The organism is Streptomyces sp. AA4, from assembly GCF_000158875.1.
GTDB lineage: Bacteria > Actinomycetota > Actinomycetes > Mycobacteriales > Pseudonocardiaceae > Amycolatopsis.
In genome coordinates this window covers 5166902-5191605 of sequence record NZ_GG657746.1, presented here as the reverse complement: position 1 = coordinate 5191605, position 24704 = coordinate 5166902, and the positions used below count along the sequence as shown (strand labels likewise).

Genomic DNA, 24704 nt, shown 5'->3' with positions numbered 1-24704 from the left:
TTGTGGACGTCCGGGGCGGGGTGTTTCGGATATGGTTGGCGGAATGGCTGATCTGACGCTCACCGGCTTGCGGGTCGTGGTCGAGGTGGCCCGCACCGGGTCGTTCAGTGCTGCCGCGCACCGGCTCGGCTACACGCAATCGGCGGTGTCGCGGCAGATCGCGGCGAGCGAACGCGCTACGGGAACCGCGTTGTTCGAACGGCATGCCCGCGGAATCCGTCCTACGACAGCGGGAGAGGTGCTGATCCGGCACGCCGGTCGGGTGCTGGACAGCGTGAGCGCGGCCGGAAAGGAACTCGCCGGACTGCGCGACCGCCTGGCCGGGCGGATCTCGGTCGGCGCGTTTCCCGCGGCGTCGGCGGTTTTGCTGCCGCGCGCGGTTTCCCGGCTGCTGCGCGCGCATCCGGGCGTGGACGTGCAGCTGGCCGAGTCCGCGACGCCCGCCCAACTGCAATCGCTGCGCCGCGGCCGCCTCGACGTCGCGGTGGCCGTCACCGGAGACGGCCTGCCGGAATACGACTTCGAGGGCTTGCGCCGCACCGAATTGCGCAGCGCGATCGGATACGGAGTGGCGGTCGCGGAAGCGCATCCGTTCGCCGGCCGCAGCTGGGTCGAACCGGACGAACTGGCCGAACAGCAGTGGATCGTCGGCGCGGGCAGCTCCGCGGAATTCGGGACGTGGCCGGGGATCGCCGGACCGTCGATCGCGTTCGCGGTGCGCGCGTGGCCGACGCGGTTGGGCCTGGTCGCCGCGGGGCTGGGGATTTCGCTGGTCCCCGGATTCGCCGCGGATTCGCTGCCCGCCGACGTCCGGTGGATCCCGGTACGCGACGAATGCGGCGGCCTGCGCCGCGCACTGTGGGCGGTGACGGGGGAACAGCCTGGCCCGGCAGCGGTGGCCATGGTGCGGGCGCTGGAGCAAGAGGCCGGTGCGGTGAGCCGGGGGTTCTAGGCGTGGAGTTGCTTGAGTGGCGGTTTCCGTGGTTTTCGCGCTCGGCAGCGCCTGTATTCGTTTGTGGGAGCGCACTTTTGGCTAGGGGTGGTGATCGGCCTCGCGGCTCCGCTGGCGAAGTGCCCGATAGTCCTTTATGGACTTTCAGTTCCAGGCGGGTTCGGCGGTGCGCGACCGGACCGTCGGGAACAGCTCCTGGGTGACCTGCCGGGCGGCGGCCACGACGAGCGGGGCGACGCGTTCCAGCGCCGTGTCCGCGTCGCCGACGAGGGAGATCGCCGCTTCGGGTCCTTCCGGTCCTCGGATGGCAGCGGCGACGCAGGAGATATCAGAGAAGCATTCGCCGCGTTCGAAGGCGAGGCCGTTGCGGTCGCGGATCCGGCCGAGTTCGCGGTGCAGCGTCACCAGGTCGCAGATCGTCCGGCTGGTCTGGCGGCCGAGGGTCGGCAGGACGCGGTCCTCGACCTGTTCGGCGGGCAGCCACGCGAGCATCGCCTTGCCGAGCGCGGTGCACTGCGCGGGCGCGCGGCCGCCGACGCGCGACGGGACGGCCGCGGCGAACCGGCCGCCGACCTTGTCGAGATACCGGACATGCGCGCCGTCGAGGATCGCCAGGTGCGCGACCATCCCGGTGCGCAACTGCAGTTCGTGCAGCACGGCCGCGGTCACCGCGCGCAGTTCGAGGTGGTTGCCGCCGGTGCCGCCGAGGTTCAGCGCCCGGGCGCCGAGCGCGTAGCCGAACGACGAATGCGACAGCCACTGCAGCCGCACGAGCTGGTCGAGGATGCGGTGCGCGGTCGAACGGGGGAGGTGGGTCGTGCGCGCGACTTGTTCGAGGGTGAGCCGGGTGCTCGGCGCGGCGAAGGCGTCGAGGATCAGCGTCATCCGCTCGACCATCGACGGCGGCAGCGCGCGGTCCTGCGGGACATCCGTGCCGAGGGAGCCCGTTTCGATCGCGACCACCGTCATGCTGCGCTCCTCGCGGACGGAGTGAAATCATTTCTAGTTTTGACGGTAACACGGTGTCCGGGCTTGGCGTCAACACGCGACGGGTCACGGGTACGGCACGGCGACCGATCGGCGGGAGAAGCCGTTCGTGCAGGAAGGGGCAGCCGGGAGACATGGCGGCATGGCCCGACGTGCTGAGATCCGCTCGCACGTTCGGTTTCCTCGCAGGTGCTCGGGTTGAGAAGCGGTTTCTACCCGGCAGCGGCGAGCACGCGAGACAGTCCCAGTGACGTGCTGAGCGCTTCCCCAGGCGGCTCAGCTCAGCGGCTTCTCCCAGATCGAGACTTGCCGCTCGCTTTCGTGGGTGAACGGCTCACCCGTCCAGTCCTCCCACCGCGACCGCAGCCGCATCCCCGCCAGTTGCGCCATCAGGTCGAGCTCCGCAGGCCAGACATACCGGAACGGAATCGCCCGGAACTCGCCTCGTCCGTCGGCGACCCGGGCATGGTACGAACTCATCGACTGCGTCGAGACGTCGTACAGATCGAATCCCCAATGCTTCGCGCTGAGATCGAACGGCACGACGGTCTGCCCCGGCGGCAGCTTCCGCAGCTCCGGTACTCCGACCTCGATCACGAAGCATCCGCCTGGCTCGAGGTGGGCCGCGGCGTTGCGGAAACATGCCACCTGCGCTTCCTGAGATGTCAGATTGCCGATGGTGTTGTACACCAGATAGGCCACCGAAAAGGCGCCAGCGACGCGGGTCGTCGCGAAGTCGCCGATCGTCACGTCGACGGCCTCGCCGCCCGGTTTGGCGCGCAGTTGCGCGGCCATCGCGGACGACAGATCGATTCCGGACACCGGCACGCCCCGCGAGGCCAGCGGCAGCGCGATCCGGCCAGTGCCGATGCCCAGTTCCAACGCGCGCCCGGCACCGGCCAGCCCGGCCAGCACGTCGACTGCCGGGTCCACCACCTCCGGCGCGAACATTTCAGCCGACGATTCGTCATATCTCGCAGCGACACTTTTCCCGAAGTAGTCCTCCACGACGGCGAAGGTAGCCGACTGGCTCGCCGGGGCGCAGGTCATTTTCCGGCCCGCGCCACCAAATCGTCGACCGCCCGGGCCGCGAAAGCCATCGCCGTGCCCAGCGGAATCCCCGGCCCCGGGTAGTACTGGCCGGTCATGGACGCCGCCGAATTGCCTACTGCGTAAAGACCTTCCACCACCGAACCGTCCTCGCGGAGCACTCGCGCGTCCGGGTCGGTCACCAACCCGCCCTTCGTACCGAGGTCCGACAGCACCAACCGGGCGGCGCGGAACGGCGGCTGATCCACCGGAACCAGCACCGGATTCGCGAAATGCCGCGCGTATTCGTCCTCGCCGCGCCCGAAATCCGCGTCGTGCCCGGCTTCGGCGAAAGAATTGAACCGGGCGACGGTCTCCGGCAATTCCGGCGCGCCGATCAACTTCGCCAACTCCGCGAGCGTCTCCGCTTCCACCCAGGTGCCGGCCGCCAGATGGTCGTCCGGCCGTCCGCCTGGCAATGCGATCGCGGGCAGGCGGCCGCCCTCGCGGCTGTCGAACACGAGGTGGGACGGGATACGCCGCGCCGGGTCCGCTGACATCTCACGGCCCATTTGGTCGTATGGCAGCGATTCGTTCGCATACCGCCGCCCGTCGCGGTCGACGACGATTCCGCCGCGGAAGCCGAGCGTGAACGACGCGCCGCCGTCCGGCATCGCGATGCCCGGGCACCACCAGCCCTCGTCCATCAGGTCGACGGCGGCGCCGAGTTGCACCGCCGCTTCCAGAACCTGGCCGCGGTTCGTTTCCGCGGGTGCCATCGACCACGCCGCCGAGCCGGGTACCCCGGAGCGTTTCCGCAGGTCCGCGTTCCGTTCGAAACCGCCCGCGCCGACGAGCACGCCGTAGGCCGCCCCGATCCGCCGCGAACCGACGCCGACGCCCACGACCCGGCCGCCCTCGGCGACCAACTCGTCGACCGGCGTCCCGGTGAAGACGGCGCCGTTGCCGGTCGCGTCGAAGGCCAGCAGCAGCCGCCCGATGAGCGCGCGGCCGCCGTCCAGCGGGGCGTCCCGGTGCCCGCGGCCGGCGCGGTCGCGGTCGACCGGCGGACGCACCAGCCCGGCCCGTTCGCCCAGTTCGGCAAGCGGCAGGTCGAGCGGCACGAACGAGCGCCCGCCGGGGACCCGGCCCGGCCGGTCGAAGTAGTCCGGGAACGCCCGCCACTCGAATTCGAGCACCGGGTCCGACTCCAGCGCCGCGACCAATTCCGGTGCCTTCGCCAGAAACGCCTCTTGCCGCCCGGTCCGGTCCTCGCCGAGCAACGCGCGCAGGTACTCGCGCGCGGCGGCGGTGGAGTCCGCGACCCCGAAGCGCTGCTGGACCTGCGTGCCGGGCAGCCAGCAGGCCGCGCCGGAATACGCTGAAGTCCCGCCCAGCCGGTCCGCGCCCTCGACCACCGCGGTGCGCAACCCGGCCCGGGCCGCGAGGTACGCGCCGGTCAACGCGCCCGCGCCGGAGCCGACTGCCACCACGTCGAACTGGTCGTCGAAAGCCATGAGTCCTCCAAGTCGTCGCGACCCGGCGAGCCAACCGCATCCGCGGCGCGCCGGGGCGCGGTCATCCCACTCACCGGTAGCGGCAGCGCCCGGTGGGAGGATCGTGCGGGAGGATGGCCTGATCACGAGCGGAGGAGTCGCGGTGCCGAGAGTCGCCGAAAACCGGGCGCCGGCCACGCCGAGCTCGCCCGCGCAGCAGGAGCGCTACCGGCGCATCCTGCGGGCGGCCGCGGAACACGGCGCCGAGCACGGCCTCGACCGGATCCAGATGCTCGACGTCGCCCGCGACGCCGGTGTCGCGATCGCCACGCTCTACCGCTACTTCCCGTCGAAGACGATCCTGTTCACCGCGCTGCTGCGCAGCCAGGTCGAGCAGCTGGACCGCAACAGCGTCCCGGTCAAACCCGGCCAGGACCCGGCCGAGGCGGTCGCGCGCGTGCTGGTCGACGCGGCCCGTCACCTGCTGGAACGGCCGCGGCTCGCGCAGGCGATGCTGCAGTCGAACAACGCGACGGTCGCGGGGGAGTCGCCGAACATGGCCGCGGCGGTCGAGTTCGCGGAGCTGATCCTGCGCGTCGCCGGGGTGTCCGAGGCCAGCGAGCACGACCGCCGCCTGGTCCGGCTGATCGAGCAGACCTGGTACGGCGTGCTGACCTCGCAGCTGAACGGGCACATCACCGCGGAGGAGGCGGAGGCGGACACGGTGCTGGCGTGCCGGTTGCTGCTGGCCGAACTGGGGCGCCCCGCCCCGTGACTGACCCGGTGCCGGTTCGCGCGGCGACCAGACGCTCGGGTTAGCGTGGCTGCTTGGGTGCGCTGACATCTCAGACCGGACAGGTTCTCCCGGTGACCGGGATCGACCCGCCGCGTGCGCCGGCGTTGCCCGTAGCGTCGCGGCCGTTCCCGGAACCCCGCCTCAGGAGGCCGTCATGCCGCGCACCGTCGTCGTCACCGGAGCGAGTTCGGGGATCGGGGCGGCGCTCAGCAGGCTCCTCGCCGAGCGCGGCGACCAGGTACTCGGCGTCGACCTCAAGGGCAGCGACATCGACGCGGACCTCTCGACCCCGCCCGGTCGCACCGCTGCCGCCGAGGAAGTCGGGAAGCGCACCGGGCACGTCGACGCGGTGGTCACCTGCGCCGGAACCGCGAACCCCGGCGAAGTCATGGTCACGGTGAACTACTTCGGCAGCACCGAGTTCATCGAAGCGCTGCAGCCGCTGCTGGCGAAATCCGAGGCACCGCGCGTGGTTCTGGTCGGCTCGATCTCCGGTACCCAGCCGAACGACCCCGCGGTGGTCGAAGCCTGTCTGCGCGGCGACGAGCAAGCCGCGTTGACCGCCGCACGCGAGGCGATCGCGGACAATCGCGCGCTCCAGCTGTATCCGTCCTCGAAGTCCGCGATCGCGCAGTGGGCGCGCCGCACGTCGGTTTCGGAAGGCTGGGCGGACGCGGGAATCGCGGTGAACGTGGTCGCGCCCGGCGTGGTCCGGACGCCGATGACCGACGGGCTTTTCGCCGATCCGCAGATGAAAGCCGTGATGGACAAAGCAGTCCCGATGCCGCTGCACGGTTACGCGGCCGCGGAGGACGTCGCGCGAGTTCTGGCGTATTTCGCCGACGCCGCGACCACGCACATCACCGGCCAGGTCGTCTACGTCGACGGCGGCGCCGAGGCGACCCTCCGCCCGGCGGCGCACTACTGATGACGACTTACGCCGAGAACGTCCCGTTGTCGCCCATCCCGAATGGCGATGGCATCGACGCTGCCGTCGCTGCCGCGCGCCGAGTGGTCAGCGCGCTCCTGCACGCTGGTGCCGGCAGTGCCGCGCCGATGGCGGACCTTGCCCGCGGCCTCGACCGGATCGCTGACCAGCTCGAAGAACACGCGCCCGAGCGGCAGGAACGTTTCGTCGGAATGTGGGCCGGGCGACCGCGCCATGATCCGGTCACCGGCCCGGAAAACGCACTCGCGCCGCCGCTGCGCCTGCACGGCCTGCCGGACGGTTCGGTGGCCGGAACGGTGACGCTCGGCCTGCCGTACCAGGGACCGCCGGGCTGCGTGCACGGCGGGATTTCCGCTCTGCTGCTTGATCACGCGCTGGGCGTCGCCAACAGCTGGGGGCCGGGGCCGGACGGAATGACCGGCACGCTCAATGTCCGCTACCACCGGACGACCCCGCTGTTCGAGGAGCTGACGATTCGCGCGCGGCAGCAATCCAGGGAGGGACGCCGGATTCGCACGACCGGCGAAATTCTCGCCGACGGTCAGCTCTGCGTTTCCGCGGACGGCATTTTCGTGGCGAAACACGTCGCCCGACCGGGTGCCCAAGACGAAGGAGGCCGATGAACACGCTCGCGGGCCGGGTGGCCCTGGTAACCGGTGCCGGACAAGGCGTCGGGCAAGGAATCGCGCTGGCGCTGGGAGGGGAAGGGGCGTCGGTCGCGGTTCTCGGGCGCACGCGCGGGAAGCTGGACGAGACCTGCCGCCTCCTGCGCGAACGAGGCGCTACCGCGGAACCGTTCGAATGCGATGTCGCGGACACTGCGTCGGTTCCCGGCGTCGTCGACGAAGTTGTTTCGCGCTTCGGCCAGCTCGACATTCTGGTCAACAACGCGTACTCCGGTGCCTTCGGGCCGTTGCTGAAAATGAGCGACGAGGATTTCGCGCGCGGTTTTGAAACCGGACCCTTCGCCGCGTTCGCCTTCATGAAAGCCGCCCACCCGCATTTGAAGGCTGCCGGAGACGCTTCGATCGTCAACCTGGTCACATCAGCGATGGTGCGTTGGGATCCCACGACCTACGGTGCTTACGCGGCGGCAAAACAAGCCCTGCGCTCGCTGTCGCGCACCGCCGCCGTCGAGTGGGCGCGCGACGGGATCCGGGTCAACGCGATCGCGCCGCACGCGTTGTCGCCCGGGTTGAAATGGTGGACCGAGCACAATCCCGAAGAGGCCGCCGAATTCGTCGCGACCATTCCGATGGGCCGGATCGGGGAATGCGAGGAGGACATCGGCCGCGCCGTCGTCGCACTGGTCGGCTCCGATCTGCGCTATCTGACCGGAGCCACGGTGCCGCTCGACGGCGGCCAAGCCTTCTTCGGCTGAGCCTTGGGCCTCACTCGCAACCCGTACGACCGGTTCCGCGTGCTGCGGTTTTCGGCGGGGACGAGCGTGGCGAACGTGACCGGGATGCCCGCGATATCGCTCCCCTCGGGAAGGACGATGACGGACAACTGGAGGAAGCGGCTCCTTGGCAAGGGACGGGCTGAAGACTCAATAGCGGTAGAGGGACGACCCGCTGCTGGGGAGATTGGTCAGGATCAGGATGAACCCGATCACGGTCAGGATCGCCCACAGCACGACGATCGTGGCCAGGATCAACGCATGTCGCCGGATGGCCGCGAGCTGGCCGAGGATCTCGAGGTTGATCCTGTTCGCGTAGTCCGTCGGCCCGTCCGTCTCGGACGCCTCTTTGAGGCGCGCGGCGACCGCGGAAGGCCCGGTGAAGGCGTCGGAGTGGTAGCGAGGACGAGGCTTGACGTCGGACACAGTGGTTTCTCCTCCCGAGCACGGATGGACGAACATGAGTCGCCGAGTCCGGGCAGGGCGTTACCGCATCGAGGGCTTCGGGGGCCTCCCGGTCACCGAGATCGCGAGAGCGGGCCAGCCCCTCCGTTTCCTACCGTGGCATGGTGACTTCCACGACCCCCGCCCCGCCCGATCCGCTGGCTCCCGCTCGGCTCGGGCCGGTGCGGTTGCGCAATCGCGTCGTCAAGGCGGCGACCTACGAGGGGCTCAGCCATCACGGCCGGGTGACCCGGGATCTGGTCGATTTCCACGTCGGCTACGCGAAGGGCGGCGTCGGGATGACGACCGTCGCCTACTGTGCGGTCGCCAAGGAAGGCCGCACCGATCGGCATCAGATCTACTGGACCGACGAAGCGCTGCCCGGGCTGCGCGTGCTCACCGACGCGGTGCACGCCGAGGGCGCGGCGATCTCGGCGCAGATCGGGCACGCCGGGCCGGTCGCGGCTCCGAAGGGCAACGGGCTTCCCGCGCTCGCGCCGAGCCGGTATTTCCCCCAGGCGACGCTCAGTTTCGCCCGGGAAATCGACCACGCCGGCATTGAACGCGTCAAACGCGCCCATGCCGAAGCGGCGCGGCGCGCCATCGAATGCGGGTTCGACGCGATCGAGGTCCACTTAGGACACAACTATCTGATCAGCTCCTTCCTGAGCCCGAAACTCAACCGCCGCACCGACGAATACGGCGGTTCGCTGGAAAACCGCGCCCGGCTCGCGCGGGACACGATGCGCGCGGTCCGCGACGCGGTCGGCGACCGGATCGCGGTGATCGTGAAAATGAACATGGACGACGGCGTCCCGGGCGGTTTCTGGCTCGACGAAGCGATTCCGGTGACGCAGTGGCTCGAAGCCGACGGCACCTGCGACGCGCTCGAGATGACCGCCGGTTCTTCCCTGCTCAACCCGATGTACCTCTTCAAGGGCGACGCACCGGTCCGCGAGTTCGCGGCGGTGCTGCCGCAGCCGCTGAGACTGGGCGTGCGGGCGGTGGGGAAGCGGTTCATCCGCGAATACCCTTACCGGGACGCGTTCCTTCTCGAGGACGCGCGGCAGATCCGCGCCGCGGTGAAGCTGCCGATGGTGCTGCTCGGCGGGATCACCGACCGCGCGTCGATGGAACTGGCGATGCGGGAAGGATTCCAGTACGTCGCGATGGGCCGGGCGCTGCTGCGCGAGCCGGACCTGGTGAACCGGATCGCAGCTGACTCCCGGACGCCCTCGTTGTGCATCCACTGCAACAAATGCATGCCGACGAACTTCACCGGGACGCGGTGCGTGCTGGTGGACCGGACGACGCCCCGGGGCGCGGACTGGGGGCGGCCCGGGGGATACGTGGGGTGAACTTGCCGGGGCGCCGGTTGTCTGAGCGGAGGCCGGGTTCGGACGGGGTCGTTGGGCGGGGTCGGTCGGCGGGGGTGGGGTTTGTGCGCGGCGATGCCGGTTCTAACCGGCGCGAACACTCACCAGGTGCTGGAGAGGTCGCCGCCCGATCGTGCATAGGTTGGGGTGCAGACTGCGTGGGGCTTGTGCGTGGCGTTGCCGGTTCTAACCGGCGCAAACGCTCACGAGCCGCAGCATAGCCGTTGCCCTGCCGCGCACGGGCCGGGCAGGCGGTGCAGCGCGGCGGGCTCGGGAATGGCCGAAACCCCCGCGTTGCGCATGCCCGGGGATGTCGCGAGACGCTTCCGGCGTCGAATGGTTCACGATCGCTTCGGAACACTGAGATATCAGGTGCGGCGGCACCGGGTGCGTGAACTTGAAGGCGTACAGCGGATTCAGCCCAGGAAGTCCCCGGCGGCCGCGGCAGTGGCGTCCGTGTCCTTCAGTACGACCAGGCCCCCGCGTGCGGCGAGCCCCAGTGCGCCCCGGCGACGATGCGGACCACCGGACCGCCGGATTGTGTCGGGTGGCATGGGAAACCTCGACGTCCTCAACCTAGCATTTGTTTGGTAAGCTGAGCCCTCCCGGCGAGAAGGAGCAGCATGCCTGTCAGCTTCGACCTGACCGATCGCGTCGTCCTCGTCACCGGCGGAGCGCGCGGGGTCGGGGACGGCATCGTGGCGACGTTCCTCGAAGCCGGCGCCGAGGTCGAGATCTGCGGGCGGACGGAACCCGCGAAGCTGCGCGAGGCGAACGGACGCAAGCCGCGGTTCACGCAGGTCGACGTGCGGGAGCCGGAGCAGGTCGGAAGGTGGCTGGAGGGGATCGGCGAGCGGCACGGGCGGCTCGACGTCGTGGTCAACAACGCCGGAGGCGCGCCGTTCGCGCAGTTCGCCGAGGCCTCGCCGAAGTTTCACCGCAAGATCAACGAGCTGAACTTCCTCGCCGCGGCGTACGTGCTCCACGCGGCGCATCCGCTCCTGCGCGAGACGCCCGGAGCGTCGGCGGTGAACGTCACGTCGATCTCGGCGCGGCGGCCCAGCCCGGGCACCGCGGTGTACGGAGCGGCGAAGGCGGCGCTGGAGAGCCTCACGACCAGTTTGGCGGTCGAGTGGGCGCCGCGGGTGCGGGTCAACGCGGTCAGTTGCGGCTTGGTCGAGACGCCGGGTTCCGAGGACCACTACGGCGATCCCGCGCAGCGCGACGCGGTCGCCCGGACGATCCCGCGTGGACAGTTCGCGTCGCCGGCCGAGGTCGGTCAAGCTTGTCTGCTGCTCGCGTCGCCGCTCGCGAGCCATGTCAGCGGAGCAGTGCTCAATGTGGACGGTGGCGGCGAATGGCCCGCCTTCCTCCAGCACACCCCGAACGCCTGAGGAGGACCCTGCTGTGCCCGAAGCCGTGATCGTCTCCGCCGCCCGCTCGCCGATCGGGCGGGCGTACAAGGGCTCGCTCAAAGACCTGCGGCCGGACGACCTCGCCGCGCAGATCGTCGAAGCCGCGCTGGCCGCGGTCCCGCAGGTCGACCGGATCGACGACCTGATGCTCGGCTGCGCGCAACCGGCCGGCGAACAGGCGTACAACCTCGGCCGGATGGTCGCGCTGCGGCTCGGCCTCGACGCGGTGCCCGGCACGACTGTGCACCGCTACTGTGCGTCCTCCCTGCAGACCACGAGGATGGCGATGCACGCGATCCGCGCCGGCGAGGGCGACGTGTTCGTTTCGGCGGGTGTCGAGTGTGTTTCGCGGTTCTCCCAAGGGAAAGCCGACGGCATGCCGGACACGAAGAACCCGCTGTATGCCGACGCGATGGCGGTCACGGAAAAGCGGGCGGCGGGCGGTCTGCAGTGGACAGACCCGCGTAAGGACGGTGCGCTGCCCGACGTGTACATCGCGATGGGCGAGACCGCGGAGAACGTCGCGGACCATTGTGGAGTGTCCAGACAGGACCAGGACGCCTTCGCGGTGCGCAGCCAGAATCTCGCCGAAGCGGCGGGGGAGTTCTGGCGGAAGGACATCACGCCGGTGACCTTGCCGGACGGGAGCGTGGTGTCTGCTGACGACGGTCCGCGCGCCGGGGTGACGCTGGAGAAGATATCTCAACTCAAGCCGGTGTTCCGACCAGACGGGACGGTGACCGCGGCGAACTGCTGCCCGCTCAACGACGGGGCGGCCGCGCTCGTGGTGATGAGCGACGTCCGGGCGCGTGAGCTGGGCATCCAGCCGCTGGCGCGGATCGTCGCCACCGGGGTGTCCGCGCTGAGCCCGGAGATCATGGGGCTCGGGCCGGTCGAGGCGAGCCGGCAGGCGCTGGCGCGGGCCGGACTGTCCGTTGCGGACGTCGACCTGGTGGAGATGAACGAAGCGTTCGCCGCGCAGGTGCTGCCGTGCGTCGACCAGCTGGGCCTCGACCTCGACCGGGTCAACGTGCACGGCGGCGCGATCGCGCTGGGCCACCCGTTCGGCTCGACCGGCGCGCGGATGGCGACGACCCTGCTGCACGGCCTCCAGGCAAAAGACGCGACCTTCGGCCTGGAAACGATGTGCGCGGCGGGCGGACAGGGCATGGCGATGGTGCTGGAGCGGCTCGCCTGACCACCGGACGCGGGACGGTTCGGTGCCGGCCGAACCGTCCCGCCGCCAGGATTCGGTCATGGATTCCGTCGTGATCGACCCGCCGGTGCTCTACCCCGGCACCCCCGTCGTCCTGCTGTCCAGCGCGAACGCCGACGGGACGGCCAATCTGGCCCCGATGTCCTCGGCCTGGGTGCTCGGCCGCACCGCCGTGCTCGGTCTCGGCGCCACCGGCCACACCTTCGCCAACCTGCGCGAGCGGCCGGGCTGCGTGCTGAACTATGCGAGCGCCGAGCTGTGGCCCGCCGTCGAACGCCTGGCCGGGCTGACCGGTGCTCCCGTCGTCCCGGAGCACAAGGCCGGCCAGTTCCGCACCGAGCGGGACAAATTCGGCGCCGCCCGCCTCACCGCGGTCCCGGCCGACCTCGTCGCGGCCGCCCGGGTCGCGGAATGCCCGCTCCAGGTCGAATGCCGGGTGACCGCCGCGCGCCATCCCGGCGACCCCGCCGTCGGGATCGTCGAGGCCGAGGTGCTTCGGGTGCACGTCCATCCCGCGCTCGCCGAACCGGACCTCCGGCACATCCGCGTCGCCGCGTGGGAGCCGCTGTTCTACGTCTTCCGCCACTATGTGGGCCGGGGACCCGAACTCGGCCGGACTTTCCGCGCCACTTCCGCCCGAACACCGACCGCCTTCCCGGACCGACGGGCACGCAGCCGAGACGCTTGAGCGGGCGGCGGAGCCGTGCTCGGATCCGTCACCCGCCCAGTTCCCGCTTCACGATCTTCCCGCTGGCGTTCCTCGGCAGCTCCTCGATCGCCACGAACTCGCGCGGCACCTTGAAGTTCGCCAGCCGTTCCCGGCAGTACTCGCGCAGTGCCTCCGGGTCCAGTTCGACCCCCGACCAGAGCGTCACGTAAGCCCGGCCGACCGAGCCCATCCGGTCGTCGTCCACGCCGATCACCGCGGCTTCCACGACGTCCGGATGGGTGCTCAGCACGTTCTCCACCTCGGCCGGGTACACGTTGAACCCGCCCACGGTGAACATGTCCTTGAGCCGTCCGGTGATCTTGACGCAGCCGTGCTCGTCCAGCTGCCCGACGTCGCCGGTGTGCAGCCAGCCGTCGGCGTCGATCGCCGCGGCCGTCGCGTCCGGGTCGTCGAAGTAGCCGAGCATCACGAACTCGCCCCGGATGAGGATCTCGCCGTCGGTGCCAACCGGCACGTCCTTGCCCTCGCTGTCGACCGCGCGGATCTCCAGCCCGGCCACCGCCGGGCCCGTCGTGTGCGCGACGTGCCGCGGGTCCTCGTTCGGCCGCGACTGGGTCGCCACCACGCATTCGGTGAGCCCGTACGCCTGCGCGACCTGCTCGAAGCCGAGGATTTCCCGCATGTCCGAGAACAGGTTTTCCGGCACCGAAGCCGCGCCGGCGATCGCGAAGCGCAGCGACGACAGGTCGAACTCCGTGCGGCGCGGGTGGTTGATCAGCGTAGTGAAGATGGTCGGAGCACCGGGCAGCACTGAGATGCCAACTCGCTCGACCAGCTCCATCAACGCGACCGGGTCGAAGGTCAGCACCGGATAGATCGTCGTGCCCGCGGTGATCGCCGCGACCACTCCGGCCTTGTAACCGAAGGAGTGAAAGAACGGGTTGACGATCGCGTACTTGTCGGCCGGGGTGAGCGACGCGCCCTTCGCCCACACGTCCGCGACGCCGATCGTCTGGGCGTGCGTGCTCATCACGCCCTTGGGCACGCCGGTGGTGCCCGAGGTGTACAGAATGTCCGCCACCGTGGAAGGCGTCACCGCGGATTCGTCGACCGACGGCACCGACTCCGCCCCGGCGAGGAATTCGTTCCACGGCAAGGCAACGCCGTCTGAACCGATGTCGATCACGGTGTGCAGCCGCGGAAGCCCCGGCACGACAGAACCAGAAGCACCGGAACCAGAAGCGCCGGAACCCGGACGGGCGGCGGCCGAGGTCAGCATCCCGAGGTAGTCGTTCCCGAGAAACCCGTTGCACAGCACCAGCACCGAAGCGCCGGACCGCTCCAGCACCACCCGCGCCTCCTCGCCGCGGTACCGCGTGTTGATCGGCACCAGCGCCGCGCCGAGGCACTGCGCGCCCAGGAACGTCAGGATGAATTCCACCCGGTTCGGCGACCACACCGCGACCCGGTCGCCGGACCGGACGCCGAGCGCGGCCAGCGCCCGCGAAACGGTCCGCGCCCGCTCCCGCAATCCGGTCCAGGACAGCTGTGTCGTACCGTCGACCACAGCCGGCGCGTCGCCGTGGCGGCGGGCGGCTTCGTCGAGCAGGGCGGGCATCGTGCGAGGTGTCGACACGCGGGTCTCCTCACTGAACAAGTGCTTGTTCGGTAGCATAGGGGAAAGCAGCGGGCAGGAAGGGATCCATGCGATGACTCCGCGAACCGGCCGGGCCCCGGCCAAGAACGGCGGCACCCGGCGCGGCGAGCTGCTGGGCATCGCCGCTCAGCTGTTCGCGACCCGGGGCTACTCCCAGACCACCGTCCGCGACATCGCCGACGAGGCGGGCATCCTGTCGGGGAGCCTGTACCACCATTTCGCGTCCAAGGAGGACATGCTCCGCGAGATCCTCAAGGAGTTCATGGACGACCTGCTGGCCGCGTTCGCCGAAATCGCCGGGAAGGACGGCACGCCGCGCGAGAAGTTCGACGCGCTCGTGTACACCGCCTTCGCGACGATTCACGAGCGGCCGTTCGCGGTGGCGCTGTACCAGAACGAATCGGCCGTCGTCGGCAGCCTCGCCGATTTCGAATTCGTCGGGAAAACCTCGCTGAAGATCGAAAAACTGTGGCTCGGCGTGCTCCAGTCGGGCCGGGAGACCGGCGAGTTCCGCACCGACCTCGAGGTGAGCCTCGTGTACCGGTTCATCCGGGACACCGTCTGGACGTCGGTCCGCTGGTACAACCCGCGCGGAAAGCTCCGCCACGACGTCGTGGCGGAGCAGTACCTCGCGATGCTGTACGGCGGTTTGCTCGCCGGCTGAACGGTTCAGGGCCGGGGCTCCTTGACCTCCCGGTCCCGGGCGTTCTTCGGGTCGAGCACGGTGCGGATCAGGTCCAGCTCGTGCTCGTCCGGCACCCGCGACACCCCGGCGCCGCGGAAATCCAGCTCGAAGCCGGTGTTCGCGCGCACCTCGTCCTCGGTGACGCCCGGGTGCAGCGAACGCACCTTCAGCCGTCCGTCCTCGTCGTAGTCGAGCACCGCCAGGTCGGTCACCACGACGCCCAGGTCGTGGAACCGCAGCGCCGTCGAGGCGTGCGCGCGCGCCCGGTCGTTGCCGACGCCGGACACCACGTCCACCCGGTCCACGAACACCCGGCTCGAATGCCGGCTCACCCAGTAGTCGGTGCGGTGGTTGACCGTGTTCCCCGGCGCGCCGCGCATGCCGATGAGCTGGCGTTTCGGCTTCCGCCAGTCGCCGATCAGCGAGATGTTCTGGTTGCCGAACCGGTCGAGCTGGCTCGCGCCCATCATCGAATGCCGCCGCCCGGTGTTCAGGATGTCGAAGATCCGGCCGAACGGCGCCCAGCCCTCGACGGTCCCGCCGGCCGCGGCGGTCTTGCCCAGCGGCGGCGGGTCGGCCATGAAGTGGCATTCGCCGTCGGACAGCACCAGTTCGGGGGAGTGGGTCAGCCGGGCCAGCCGCGCGCTGATCGCCGGGACCGTGCCGACCGCGTGGGCCAGCACCTCGCCGGAACCGCGCCACGCGTCGGAACACGCGGCGACGCAGACCTCGGCGCGGGTCGCGGGGGCACTCATGCGGACTCCTTCTCGGTCGCGCGGTGGAAGGCGCGCACTGCTTCGTGGTAGCTGGCCTCGTCGCCGGTCAGGAAGGTCTCGCGGAACTGCTTCCACGAGACCTCGTCCTGCGCCGACTGGGCGTAATGCCGCTGGAACGCCTCGTCGCGGCCGTAATCCGGGTCGCACGAGGTGAAGTGCGCGCCGTTCGGGGCTTCGATCACGCCGTTCACGAACATCCGGCTGATCAGCAGCGACGTCGACCGCTCGGTGGCGGTGAGGTCCTCGGTGTCGACGATCTTCTCGACGCTCAGCAGCGTTTTCTCCGACGCCATCGCGAACAGGTCGTCGAAGTACGGGTCGGGGCCGAGGAACTGGCCGTTGCCGAGGGTGTCGCTGCGGTTGAGGTGCAGCAGCGAGACGTCCGGGCGCACCGCGGGCACCGCGATGTAGACGTCGTCGTCATACGGCGACGCGACGGTCTTCAGCTCCGGGTTCATCAGCAGCACGTCGCTCTCCAGCCCGGCCCGCGTCGGCAGGAACGACAGCCGGTTGGCGCCCGCCTTCAGCGCGGCGACGAACATGCCCTCGTCGTACTCGGTCGTCTCGACCCGGCCGCCCTCGCGCGCGGCGCGGAAATGCGGGTCGAGCGGGATCGTGTCGAGCGAGACGAACCCGTAGATCACCCGGCGCACCTTGCCCGCCGCGCACAGCAGCCCGACCTCGGGCCCGCCGAAGGTGACCAGCGTGAGGTCGTCGACGTCGCTGCGCAGCAGTTCGCGCACCATCGCCATCGGCTTGCGCCGCGACCCCCACCCGCCGATCCCGACGGTCATCCCGGACCGGACGTACTCGGTGACGCCGTCCAGGGTCATGGACTTGCCGCCCATTCGTTCCTCCATTGTTTCTCCGCTCAGGCGGGCAGTTGCACCAGTTCGACGCGGACCCGGTCCGGGTCGAGCACGTACACCGCGCGGCAGCCCGCCATCGGATGGCTCGTGACGATCGGCTCCGAGATCGCGGCGACCCCGCGTCCGCGCAACCGTTCCAGCGTCGCGTCCAGGTCGGCGACGGTGATCGCGACGTGCGCGGCGCCCGCTTGCCCGTGGTCCGGGTCGATCCGCTCCGGCGACCCGTTTTCGTACTGCAGCAGCTCGACCACCGTGTCGCCGTCGTCGGCCGACACGAAGCTCTGGCGCACGACCACGCCCGGATATCCGGTGACCTCGTCGATCCGCGGACCGCTGCGCTCGAACGGACCTTCGACGGTCCCGCGCAGCAGGTCGCGGTAGAACTCCGTCGACGCGGCGAGGTCGTGCACGGTGATTCCGACGTGGTGGATCATGCGTCGCTCCGGAGCCGGGCCCGGTGTTCGCGGGCGTCGCCGAAGAGCTGCGCCAGCGCGTGCGCCCGCTTGAAGTACAGCTGGGCGTCGTGCTCCCAGGTGATCGCGATTCCGCCGTGCAGCTGGACGGTTTCGGCCGCGACCGCGGTGAAAGCCTCGCTGCACCACGATTTCGCGTATGCCGCCTGCTGGACGACGTCGTCGCCGTTGCTGGCCGCGAATCCGGCCGCCCAGGACATCGAGCGGGCGGTTTCGACCTGGACCAGCATGTCCGCGACCCGGTGTTTCAACGCCTGGAACGACCCCAGCGGACGGCCGAACTGTTCGCGTTCCTTGAGATGTGCGACGGTTCGGTCCAAACAGGACTGTGCACCGCCGACTTGCAGCGCGGTGCACGCGATCGCGGCGAGGGCGTGCAGCCGGGGGAGCGCCTCGGTGAAGTCGGCGGCGAGCAAAGTGGCCGGGGTGTCGCGGAACTCGACCTTGGCGAACCGGAGCGTCTGGTCGACCGCTGGGGTCGCCTCGGCTGTCGCGTCGGCCTGGAACAGCGCGGGGCGTCCGTCGGCCATGGCGAGCACCAGCAGATGCGACGCCTGCGCGCCGTCCAGCACCAGCGTCGCGGTGCCGTTCAGGGTTCCGCCCGAGGCGACCACGTCCGAACCGTCGGTCCGATGCCGCCCGGCACTGTCCGCCCACGCCAGCGCGACGACCTCGCCGGCCGCGATTTCGGGAAGCAATTCGGGTGCGTCCGCCGCCAGCAATGCTTGCGCGGCAAGCACTCCCGACCCCAGCAGTGGCGACGGGGTCAGGCTAGCGCCCAGTTCTTCCAGCACGACATGCGTTTCGAACAGGCTGAACCCGGCCCCGCCGTACTCCTCGGGAATGGCCAGCGCCGCGACGCCGATCTGCTCGCACAACGCGGACCACAGCTCGGTGTCGTACCCGGACGGCGAGTCGATCGCCGCCCGCAGATCGGTCTTCGCGGCTCGCCGGGCGACCAGCCCGCGGACGGCGGCGGCGAGTTCCCGCTGTTCGTCGGTCAGCGCGAAGTGCATCAACGGCCCCTCATCAGGCTCTCCAGCACCCGCGCGCGGTGCCCGGCGGGCGTGCCCCAGCAGCCCACGAGCGCCCGGACGCGCAACAGCCACAGGCTCAGATCGCATTCGAGCGTGTAGCCGATCGCGCCGTGCAGCTGCAGTCCGGTGCGCGCGGCCAGCTGGGCGGCGTCCGACGTCGCGACCTTCGCCGCCGAGATCGCCCGGGCGCTGGGCTCGCGGGCCGCGCCGAGCAACAGCGGACGGGCGAAGTCGAGCGCCACGCGAACGTCCGCGGCGGCGTGTTTGAGCGCTTGGTACTCGCCGATCACGCGGCCGAACTGCCGTCGCTGGCCCAGGTAGGCCACGGTGTCGGCCAGCATCCGCTCGCCGCAGCCCAGCAGCTCCGCCGCGCAGGCGAGGCTGGCGAGATCGAGTGCTGCGGCGCGCTTTTCCGGGGAGAGCGGCTGAACCTCGGCACCAGCGGTGACCTCGAACAGGTGCCGGGAAGGATCGACCGACTGCCGCGAGCGGCCGATTTCCGCCCGGGCGAGCGAATCGCCGACCACGAAGACATCCGTGGCGACGTCGGCGTCCAGCGCGTACGGAGTGTCCGGCGCGCTCGCGAACGTCGCCACCGCGTCGCCGGAAGCCAGCGCGGACAGCAGCGAAGCGTCCGTGACCAGCGCGGGCGCGGCGGCGATCGACTCGATCACCGGACCCGGTACGCCGTGATATCCCAGCCGCTCGAAGGCCACGATCAGATCGACCGCGGTCCCGCCCACGCCGCCGTGGTCCTCGGGCACGCCGAGCGCGGTGACGCCCAGTTCGGCGAGCTGTTTCCACAGCTTCAGCCCGGGTTCCGGCCGCTTGGCCGCCCAGGACCGGGTGACGCCGGGGACGTCGGCCGCGCCCAGCAGGGCGTCCAGCGCTTCGGCGAACGCGCGCTGTTCGGCGGACAGCCGGAACTTCATGCCTGTGCCTTCCTGCGGTCGCCGCGGGGGAGGCCGAGCAGGCGTTCCGCGACGATGTTGCGCTGGATTTCGTTGGTGCCGGCGTAGATCGGGCCGCCGAGGGCGAACAGGTAGTCGTCGCTCCAGCGGCCGCGCAGCTCCTGGTCCGGCCCGAGCAGGTCCAGCGCCGTTTCGTGGATGCCGAGGTCGAGGCCGGTCCAGAAGAGCTTGTTCACGCTGCCCGCCGCGCCGACGTCGCCGCCGTGCTGCACGTGGTCGACGGTGTCCCAGGTGTAGAGCCGGTAGGCCTCGGCCTTGATCCACGCGTCGGCCACGCGGTCGCGCAGGTGCGGTGCTTCGGCGCCGCGCTCGGCCCAGAGGTCCAGCAGCCGGTTCGCCGCCGCGAGGAACCGGCCCGGCGAACGCAGCGACAGACCGCGTTCGTTGCCCGCCGTGCTCATCGCGACGCGCCAGCCGTCGCCGACGCCGCCGAGGACGTCCCGATCCGGCACGAAGACGTCGTCGAAGAAGATCTCGGCGAACCCGCAGTCGCCGTCGAGCTGGGCGATCGGCCGGACCGTGACGCCGTCGGAGCCGAGCGGGAACAGGAAGTACGTGAGGCCGCGGTGGCGTTCGGCGTCCGGGTCGGAGCGGAACAGGCCGAACCCCCAGTCCGCGAACGGGGCGCGGGAACTCCAGATCTTTTGTCCGTTGAGAACCCAGCCGCCGCGTTCGTCGTCGCGGACCGCGGTGCTGCGGATCCCGGCGAGGTCGCTGCCCGCCTCGGGCTCGGACCAGGCCTGTGCCCAGATCCGGGTGCCGTTCGCGGTCGCCGGCAGGTGCCGCTGGCGCTGGTCTTCGGTGCCGTGCTCGAAGATGATCGGGGCCAGCAGCGAGATGCCGTTCTGCGCGATCCGGGTCGGCGCGCCGCTGAGGTAGTACTCCTCCTCGAACAGCACCCACTCGGTCAGCGTCGCGTCGCGGCCGCCGTACTCGGCGGGCCAGGTGACCACCGACCACCGGCCCTCGGCGAGTTCGGCTTCCCATTCGCGATGCGCGCGGGCGCCGTCTTCGGTGTCCATCGACGGCAGCGGGCCGGGGCTGTTCTCCGCCAGCCAGGCGCGTGCCTCCGCGCGGAATTCCTCTTCCGCGGCGGTGAATTCCGGGCTCATGACTCTCCCGCGGCCTTCTTGTTCGCCTTCGCCATGGAACGCGCGTCGAGCCCGGCGAGCGAGTCGGTGTCCAGTTCGGCGTTGTGCGCGTGCGCGGCGTGGTGCAGGCCGAACACCGAGTCCATTCCGGACCGCATGCCCATCAGGTCCTCGGCCTGGTTGACCGCCTTCTTCGTGAGCGCGAGGCCCAGCTGCGGCATCTGCGCGATGCGCTCGGCGATCGCGAACGTGGCCTCTTCGAGTTCGGCGCGCGGCACGACGTGGTTGACCATGCCGAGCGCCTGCGCGCGTTCGGCCCCGAACCGGTCGCCGGTGTAGAGGAACTCCTTCGCCGCGCGCGGGTTCATCACCCACGGATGCGCGAAGTACTCGACGCCCGGGATGCCCATCCGCACGACCGGGTCAGAGAAGAACGCGTCGTCGGAGGCCACGATGAAATCGCACGACCACGCGAGCATCAGGCCGCCCGCGATGCACGCGCCCTGCACCATCGCGATCACCGGCTTCGGGATCTCCCGCCACCGCCGGCACATGCCGAGGTAGACCTCCGACTCGCGGGCGAACCGGGAATCGACGCCCGCCCGGTCGGTGTGGTCCCACCAGATGACCGCTTTGCGCTCGAAACTCTGGTCGACGTCGCGGCCGGGAGTGCCGATGTCGTGCCCGGCGCAGAAGTGCTTGCCGTTGCCCGCCAGCACGATCGCCTTGACGTCCGGATCGTCCACGGCCTTGGTGAACGCGGCGTCCAGCGCGTAGGTCATCTTCGAGTTCTGCGCGTTGCGGTACTGCGGGCGGTTCAGCGTGACGACCGCGACCGGACCGCGCACCTCGTAGGTCACGACCTGCTCGCCGGTGCTTTCTTCGGTTCCGCTCAACGCGCATCACTCCTTCTCGGTTCGGCGGCGATGCTACCAAACAAGTGCTTGGTTTGGTAGCGTGGCGGGACCGGCACCGGCGGACCAGGAGGACGGGTGGATCTTCGCTACACCCCCGAGGACGAGCAGTTCCGCGCGGAAGTGCGCGAGTGGCTCGCCGACCACCTCGCGGGCGAGTTCGCCGCGCTGAAGGGGCTCGGCGGGTCCGGGCGCGAGCACGAGGCGCCGCAGGAGCGGCAGGCGTGGAACCAGCACCTGGCGGCACACGGCTGGACGTGCCTCGGCTGGCCGGTCGAGCACGGCGGGCGCGGGCTGAGCCTGCTGCGGCAGGTGATCTTCCACGAGGAATACGCGCGGTCGAACGCGCCGGCGCGGGTCAATCACCTCGGCGAGGAGCTGCTCGGGCCCACGTTGATCGCGCACGGCACCGACGAGCAGCGGCGGCGGTTCCTGCCGGGGATCGTCGGGGTGACCGAGCTGTGGTGCCAGGGCTATTCCGAGCCGGGCGCCGGGTCGGACCTGGCCGGGGTGCGCACGCGGGCCCGGCTGGAGGGCGGCGAGTGGGTGATCGACGGGCAGAAGATCTGGACGTCGCTCGCTCAGCACGCGCAGTGGTGTTTCGCGGTGGTGCGCACCGAGCCGGGTTCGCGGCGGCACGCCGGGTTGTCGTATGTGCTGGTGCCGATGGACCAGCCCGGGGTCGAGGTGCGGCCGATCCGGCAGCTGACCGGGACCAGCGAGTTCAACGAGGTCTTCTTCGACGGGGCCCGGACTTCGGAGTCCCTCGTGGTGGGCGCGCCCGGGGACGGGTGGCGGGTCGCGATGGCGACGCTCGGGTTCGAGCGCGGGGTGTCGACTATCGGCCAGCAGGTCGGGTTCGCCCGGGAATTGGCCGGTGTGGTCGCTGCCGCGCGAGAGAACGGGCGTTATGACGATCCGGTGATTCGGGATCGGCTGGCGCGGGCTTCGGTCGGTCTCGAGGTGTTGCGCGTGCATGCGTTGCGGACGCTGAGTGCGTACGAGGCGGGGTCGCAGGGGCCGGAGGCTTCGGTGTCGAAGCTGTTATGGGCGCGGTGGCACCGGGAATTGGGCGAACTGGCGATGGACGTCCGCGGGGGTTCCGCATTGACTGCCGCCGGTTCTTACGAGCTCGATGCGCAGCAAACGCTTTTCTTGTTCAGCCGGGCCGACACCATTTACGGCGGTTCGGACGAAATCCAGCGCAATATCATCGCCGAGCGAGTGCTCGGCCTGCCGAGGGAGCCGCGACCGTGAGCGTCAAACCGGAACAGCCCGCGCCTGATTACGTGCCGGGGCATGGGTTGCTCGCCGAACGCGTGGTCGTCGTGACTGCCGCGGCGGGCGCGGGCATCGGAGCGGCTGTCGCCCGCCGCTGTTTGGAAGAGGGCGCTCGGGCGGTCGTGATCGGGGATACCCACGAGCGGCGGCTCGCCGAGGCGGCGGCCAAGCTGGGGGCGGAGTTCGGCGCCGGCCGGGTCGCGTCTGTGGGGTGCGACGTGACCAAGGAGAAGCAGGTCGCTGCCTTGCTGGACGCTGCCGAGCCGTTCGGCGGGGTCGAGGTCATGGTGAACAACGCCGGGCTCGGGGGTACGGCTTCGATCACCGAAATGACCGACGAGCAGTGGTCGCTGGTGCTCGATGTGACGCTGACGGGGACTTTTCGCTGTATCCGGGCGGCTTCCCGGCGGATGATCGCCCGCGGTTATCGCGGGGTGATCGTGAACAACGCTTCGGTGATCGGCTGGCGGGCGCAGGAGGGGCAGGCGCATTACGCGGCGGCCAAGGCCGGGGTGATGGCGCTGACCCGGTCCGCGGCGATGGATCTGGCTCCGTCCGGGATCCGGGTCAACGCGGTGTCGCCCAGCCTCGCGATGCATCCGTTCCTGGAGAAGGTCACCACCGCTGAACTGCTCGCTGAACTGAAGGGCCGCGAGGCGTTCGGGCGGGCCGCGGAGCCTTGGGAAGTCGCCAATGTGATGGTGTTTCTCGCTAGTGCTTATTCGTCTTATCTCACCGGTGAAGTCGTCTCGGTGAGCAGTCAGCATCCCTGATCCTGCTGGAGGATTCTCGTGCCTGAGGCATATGTGGTCGACGCGGTTCGCACTCCGGTCGGCCGTCGCGGCGGTTCGCTCGCGGGGGTGCATTCGGCTGATTTGGGGGCGCATGCGATCCGTGCGCTGATTCAGCGGACCGGGATCGACCCGGGTGCGGTGGACGATGTCGTGTTCGGGTGCTGCGACACGATCGGTTCGCAGGCCGGTGATGTCGCGCGGACTGCCTGGCTGGTGGCCGGCTACCCGGACCACGTGCCCGGGGTGACTGTCGATCGGCAGTGCGGGTCCAGTCAGCAGGCGGTGCATTTCGCGGCGCAAGGGGTGCTGTCCGGGACTGCGGACTTGATTGTGGCCGGGGGAGTGCAGAATATGTCTGCTATTCCGATTTCCTCGGCGATGGCGGTGGGGCAGCAGTTCGGGTTCAGCACGCCGTTCGCGGAGTCGCCGGGGTGGGTGGCCCGGTATGGGGACCAGGAGGTTTCGCAGTTCCGTGCCGCGCGGATGATCGCGGAGAAGTGGGGGCTTTCGCGGGCTTCTCTGGAGGAATTCGCGTTCGAGAGCCATCGGCGGGCGTTGGCGGCTATCGACGAAGGCCGGTTTTCGCGCGAGATCTCGCCGGTGGGTTCGTTTGCCGAGGACGAGGGCCCCCGGCGGGATACCACCTTGGAGAAGATGGCTGGGCTTAAGCCGCTTGAAGAGGGCAGTCCGCTTACTGCTGCGGTGGCTTCGCAGATCAGCGACGGTGCGGCGGCGTTGTTGATCGCGTCCGAGCGGGCGGTGGCGGAGCATGGGCTGACGCCGCGGGCTCGGGTGCATCACCTCAGTGTTTATGGGGCGGATCCGGTGTGGATGTTGACTGCGCCTATTCCGGCCACTCAGCGGGCTCTGGAGAAGACTGGGTTGTCGGTGGAGGACATCGATCTGTTTGAGTGCAATGAAGCGTTCGCGCCGGTGGTGCTGGCTTGGATGCGGGAGATCGGCGTGCCGCACGAGAAGGTCAATGTGAATGGGGGCGGGATCGCGTTGGGGCATCCCATCGGGGCTACCGGTGCTCGGTTGATGACTACTTTGCTGCACGAGCTGGAGCGGAGCGGGGGGCGGTTCGGGTTGCAGGTCATGTGCGAGGGGGGCGGGCAGGCCAACGTGACTGTGCTGGAGCGGCTTTAGGCTGCGGTTTTGCTCGGGGCTGGTCGTGAGGGGAACCCTGAGGGACTCAGAGTCCCTCAGGGTTCCCCTCACGGACGTGGGGCTCAGTCGAGCAGCGCGGCGGTGGCTTTCAGGCGCTCCTGTGCGGTATCCACGATCCGAGTCACCAGCTCCGCGCAGCTTGGCAGGTCCTCGATCACTCCGACCACCTGTCCGGCGGCCAGCATCCCGGCCTTCGTGTCGCCTTCCACCAGGCCCGCTTTGAGCAGCATGGGGGTGTTCGCGGCCAGCATCGTCTG

Annotated in this window: 25 protein-coding genes and 1 pseudogene; 13 read left to right on the top strand and 13 right to left on the bottom strand. The window is 70.0% G+C overall.

Features of this window, described 5'->3' with window-relative positions; genetic code table 11:
• The first annotated feature begins 43 nt into the window (after window positions 1-43).
• Complete coding sequence (locus tag SSMG_RS23780) at window positions 44-952, top strand: LysR family transcriptional regulator (protein WP_037714638.1); 909 nt, start codon at window positions 44-46, stop codon at window positions 950-952.
• Between the two features lie 144 nt (window positions 953-1096).
• Here the strand turns inward: SSMG_RS23780 and SSMG_RS23775 are convergent, their stop codons facing one another.
• The 3 genes from SSMG_RS23775 to SSMG_RS23765 all read right to left on the bottom strand — a co-directional run bounded on the left by SSMG_RS23775 (window position 1097) and on the right by SSMG_RS23765 (window position 4485).
• The gene (locus tag SSMG_RS23775) at window positions 1097-1921 is read right to left on the bottom strand and encodes an IclR family transcriptional regulator (RefSeq protein ID WP_009080176.1); all 825 of its coding nucleotides are present in this window, start codon (window positions 1919-1921) and stop codon (window positions 1097-1099) included.
• A 294-nt stretch (window positions 1922-2215) separates the two neighbouring features.
• Complete coding sequence (locus tag SSMG_RS23770) at window positions 2216-2890, bottom strand: class I SAM-dependent methyltransferase (RefSeq protein ID WP_234392737.1); 675 nt, start codon at window positions 2888-2890, stop codon at window positions 2216-2218.
• Between the two features lie 95 nt (window positions 2891-2985).
• Window positions 2986-4485 carry an FAD-binding protein gene (locus SSMG_RS23765; protein WP_009080173.1) on the bottom strand — a complete coding sequence of 500 codons (1500 nt, stop codon included), beginning with the start codon at window positions 4483-4485 and terminating at the stop codon, window positions 2986-2988.
• Between the two features lie 142 nt (window positions 4486-4627).
• On the opposite strand from SSMG_RS23765, the gene SSMG_RS23760 reads away from it, so the two are divergent.
• The 4 genes from SSMG_RS23760 (at window position 4628) to SSMG_RS23745 (ending at window position 7590) form a co-directional block, all read left to right on the top strand.
• Entirely contained in the window at window positions 4628-5239 is a 612-nt protein-coding gene (locus SSMG_RS23760; RefSeq protein ID WP_009080171.1) for a TetR/AcrR family transcriptional regulator, read from the top strand.
• Window positions 5240-5414: 175 nt separating this feature from the next.
• Entirely contained in the window at window positions 5415-6188 is a 774-nt protein-coding gene (locus SSMG_RS23755; protein WP_009080168.1) for an SDR family oxidoreductase, read from the top strand.
• Window positions 6188-6832, top strand: a complete 645-nt coding sequence (locus SSMG_RS23750) for a PaaI family thioesterase (protein ID WP_009080166.1) — start codon at window positions 6188-6190, stop codon at window positions 6830-6832. Before SSMG_RS23755 ends, SSMG_RS23750 begins: the two co-directional genes overlap by 1 nt.
• Window positions 6829-7590 (top strand): SDR family NAD(P)-dependent oxidoreductase, encoded by a 762-nt coding sequence (locus SSMG_RS23745; protein WP_009080164.1) that lies wholly within the window; start codon window positions 6829-6831, stop codon window positions 7588-7590. The genes SSMG_RS23750 and SSMG_RS23745 overlap by 4 nt, the downstream gene beginning before the upstream one ends.
• Before the next feature lie 168 nt (window positions 7591-7758).
• On the opposite strand, the gene SSMG_RS23740 is transcribed toward SSMG_RS23745, so the two are convergent.
• Window positions 7759-8034 (bottom strand): hypothetical protein, encoded by a 276-nt coding sequence (locus SSMG_RS23740; protein WP_037714636.1) that lies wholly within the window; start codon window positions 8032-8034, stop codon window positions 7759-7761.
• 143 nt (window positions 8035-8177) lie between these two features.
• Here SSMG_RS23740 and SSMG_RS23735 point away from each other — a divergent pair, with 143 nt between their 5' ends.
• The 4 genes from SSMG_RS23735 (at window position 8178) to SSMG_RS23720 (ending at window position 12747) form a co-directional block, all read left to right on the top strand.
• Window positions 8178-9410, top strand: coding sequence for an NADH:flavin oxidoreductase (locus SSMG_RS23735; RefSeq protein WP_234392736.1), 1233 nt, complete (start codon window positions 8178-8180; stop codon window positions 9408-9410).
• 641 nt (window positions 9411-10051) lie between these two features.
• A complete protein-coding gene (locus SSMG_RS23730; RefSeq protein ID WP_009080153.1) occupies window positions 10052-10822 on the top strand; it encodes an SDR family oxidoreductase in 771 nt (256 codons plus the stop codon).
• A gap of 13 nt (window positions 10823-10835) precedes the next feature.
• Window positions 10836-12041: an acetyl-CoA C-acetyltransferase gene (locus SSMG_RS23725; RefSeq protein WP_009080151.1), complete on the top strand. Its 1206-nt coding sequence runs from the start codon at window positions 10836-10838 to the stop codon at window positions 12039-12041.
• Window positions 12042-12099: 58 nt separating this feature from the next.
• Window positions 12100-12747 carry a flavin reductase family protein gene (locus tag SSMG_RS23720; RefSeq protein WP_009080150.1) on the top strand — a complete coding sequence of 216 codons (648 nt, stop codon included), beginning with the start codon at window positions 12100-12102 and terminating at the stop codon, window positions 12745-12747.
• Between the two features lie 28 nt (window positions 12748-12775).
• Here the strand turns inward: SSMG_RS23720 and SSMG_RS23715 are convergent, their stop codons facing one another.
• A complete protein-coding gene (locus tag SSMG_RS23715) occupies window positions 12776-14365 on the bottom strand; it encodes an AMP-binding protein (protein ID WP_009080149.1) in 1590 nt (529 codons plus the stop codon).
• 73 nt (window positions 14366-14438) lie between these two features.
• Here SSMG_RS23715 and SSMG_RS23710 point away from each other — a divergent pair, with 73 nt between their 5' ends.
• The gene (locus SSMG_RS23710; protein WP_009080148.1) at window positions 14439-15050 is read left to right on the top strand and encodes a TetR/AcrR family transcriptional regulator; all 612 of its coding nucleotides are present in this window, start codon (window positions 14439-14441) and stop codon (window positions 15048-15050) included.
• A 5-nt stretch (window positions 15051-15055) separates the two neighbouring features.
• Here SSMG_RS23710 and SSMG_RS23705 read toward each other — a convergent pair whose 3' ends face one another.
• The 7 genes from SSMG_RS23705 to SSMG_RS23675 are packed head-to-tail and all read right to left on the bottom strand — an operon-like array spanning window position 15056 to window position 21184.
• Window positions 15056-15826 carry a CoA-transferase subunit beta gene (locus tag SSMG_RS23705; RefSeq protein WP_009080146.1) on the bottom strand — a complete coding sequence of 257 codons (771 nt, stop codon included), beginning with the start codon at window positions 15824-15826 and terminating at the stop codon, window positions 15056-15058.
• Window positions 15823-16707 (bottom strand): CoA transferase subunit A, encoded by an 885-nt coding sequence (locus tag SSMG_RS23700; RefSeq protein ID WP_286156972.1) that lies wholly within the window; start codon window positions 16705-16707, stop codon window positions 15823-15825. The genes SSMG_RS23705 and SSMG_RS23700 overlap by 4 nt, the downstream gene beginning before the upstream one ends.
• Before the next feature lie 11 nt (window positions 16708-16718).
• Window positions 16719-17150: a VOC family protein gene (locus SSMG_RS23695; protein WP_009080142.1), complete on the bottom strand. Its 432-nt coding sequence runs from the start codon at window positions 17148-17150 to the stop codon at window positions 16719-16721.
• Window positions 17147-18205: an acyl-CoA dehydrogenase family protein gene (locus SSMG_RS23690; protein WP_009080140.1), complete on the bottom strand. Its 1059-nt coding sequence runs from the start codon at window positions 18203-18205 to the stop codon at window positions 17147-17149. Before SSMG_RS23690 ends, SSMG_RS23695 begins: the two co-directional genes overlap by 4 nt.
• Complete coding sequence (locus SSMG_RS23685; protein WP_009080138.1) at window positions 18205-19158, bottom strand: acyl-CoA dehydrogenase family protein; 954 nt, start codon at window positions 19156-19158, stop codon at window positions 18205-18207. Before SSMG_RS23685 ends, SSMG_RS23690 begins: the two co-directional genes overlap by 1 nt.
• Window positions 19155-20309, bottom strand: a complete 1155-nt coding sequence (locus SSMG_RS23680; protein ID WP_009080136.1) for an acyl-CoA dehydrogenase family protein — start codon at window positions 20307-20309, stop codon at window positions 19155-19157. Before SSMG_RS23680 ends, SSMG_RS23685 begins: the two co-directional genes overlap by 4 nt.
• A complete protein-coding gene (locus SSMG_RS23675; protein WP_009080127.1) occupies window positions 20306-21184 on the bottom strand; it encodes an enoyl-CoA hydratase in 879 nt (292 codons plus the stop codon). The genes SSMG_RS23680 and SSMG_RS23675 overlap by 4 nt, the downstream gene beginning before the upstream one ends.
• A gap of 96 nt (window positions 21185-21280) precedes the next feature.
• Here SSMG_RS23675 and SSMG_RS23670 point away from each other — a divergent pair, with 96 nt between their 5' ends.
• The 3 genes from SSMG_RS23670 to SSMG_RS23660 are packed head-to-tail and all read left to right on the top strand — an operon-like array spanning window position 21281 to window position 24426.
• Complete coding sequence (locus SSMG_RS23670; RefSeq protein WP_009080126.1) at window positions 21281-22459, top strand: acyl-CoA dehydrogenase family protein; 1179 nt, start codon at window positions 21281-21283, stop codon at window positions 22457-22459.
• On the top strand, window positions 22456-23256 hold the full coding sequence (locus tag SSMG_RS23665; protein WP_009080125.1) for an SDR family oxidoreductase: 801 nt from the start codon (window positions 22456-22458) through the stop codon (window positions 23254-23256). Before SSMG_RS23670 ends, SSMG_RS23665 begins: the two co-directional genes overlap by 4 nt.
• Before the next feature lie 18 nt (window positions 23257-23274).
• The gene (locus SSMG_RS23660; protein ID WP_009080124.1) at window positions 23275-24426 is read left to right on the top strand and encodes an acetyl-CoA C-acetyltransferase; all 1152 of its coding nucleotides are present in this window, start codon (window positions 23275-23277) and stop codon (window positions 24424-24426) included.
• An 83-nt stretch (window positions 24427-24509) separates the two neighbouring features.
• Here SSMG_RS23660 and SSMG_RS23655 read toward each other — a convergent pair.
• A pseudogene (locus tag SSMG_RS23655) lies at window positions 24510-24704 on the bottom strand (nitronate monooxygenase); the annotation flags it as partial.

Coding starts and splice junctions, on each gene's coding strand:
- SSMG_RS23780 (WP_037714638.1), top strand. CDS start 44: ATGGCTGATCTGACGCTCACCGGCTTGCGGGTCGTGGTCGAGGTGGCC.
- SSMG_RS23775 (WP_009080176.1), bottom strand. CDS start 1,921: ATGACGGTGGTCGCGATCGAAACGGGCTCCCTCGGCACGGATGTCCCG.
- SSMG_RS23770 (WP_234392737.1), bottom strand. CDS start 2,890: ATGTTCGCGCCGGAGGTGGTGGACCCGGCAGTCGACGTGCTGGCCGGG.
- SSMG_RS23765 (WP_009080173.1), bottom strand. CDS start 4,485: ATGGCTTTCGACGACCAGTTCGACGTGGTGGCAGTCGGCTCCGGCGCG.
- SSMG_RS23755 (WP_009080168.1), top strand. CDS start 5,415: ATGCCGCGCACCGTCGTCGTCACCGGAGCGAGTTCGGGGATCGGGGCG.
- SSMG_RS23750 (WP_009080166.1), top strand. CDS start 6,188: ATGACGACTTACGCCGAGAACGTCCCGTTGTCGCCCATCCCGAATGGC.
- SSMG_RS23745 (WP_009080164.1), top strand. CDS start 6,829: ATGAACACGCTCGCGGGCCGGGTGGCCCTGGTAACCGGTGCCGGACAA.
- SSMG_RS23730 (WP_009080153.1), top strand. CDS start 10,052: ATGCCTGTCAGCTTCGACCTGACCGATCGCGTCGTCCTCGTCACCGGC.
- SSMG_RS23720 (WP_009080150.1), top strand. CDS start 12,100: ATGGATTCCGTCGTGATCGACCCGCCGGTGCTCTACCCCGGCACCCCC.
- SSMG_RS23710 (WP_009080148.1), top strand. CDS start 14,439: ATGACTCCGCGAACCGGCCGGGCCCCGGCCAAGAACGGCGGCACCCGG.
- SSMG_RS23705 (WP_009080146.1), bottom strand. CDS start 15,826: ATGAGTGCCCCCGCGACCCGCGCCGAGGTCTGCGTCGCCGCGTGTTCC.
- SSMG_RS23700 (WP_286156972.1), bottom strand. CDS start 16,707: ATGGAGGAACGAATGGGCGGCAAGTCCATGACCCTGGACGGCGTCACC.
- SSMG_RS23695 (WP_009080142.1), bottom strand. CDS start 17,150: ATGATCCACCACGTCGGAATCACCGTGCACGACCTCGCCGCGTCGACG.
- SSMG_RS23690 (WP_009080140.1), bottom strand. CDS start 18,205: ATGCACTTCGCGCTGACCGACGAACAGCGGGAACTCGCCGCCGCCGTC.
- SSMG_RS23685 (WP_009080138.1), bottom strand. CDS start 19,158: ATGAAGTTCCGGCTGTCCGCCGAACAGCGCGCGTTCGCCGAAGCGCTG.
- SSMG_RS23680 (WP_009080136.1), bottom strand. CDS start 20,309: ATGAGCCCGGAATTCACCGCCGCGGAAGAGGAATTCCGCGCGGAGGCA.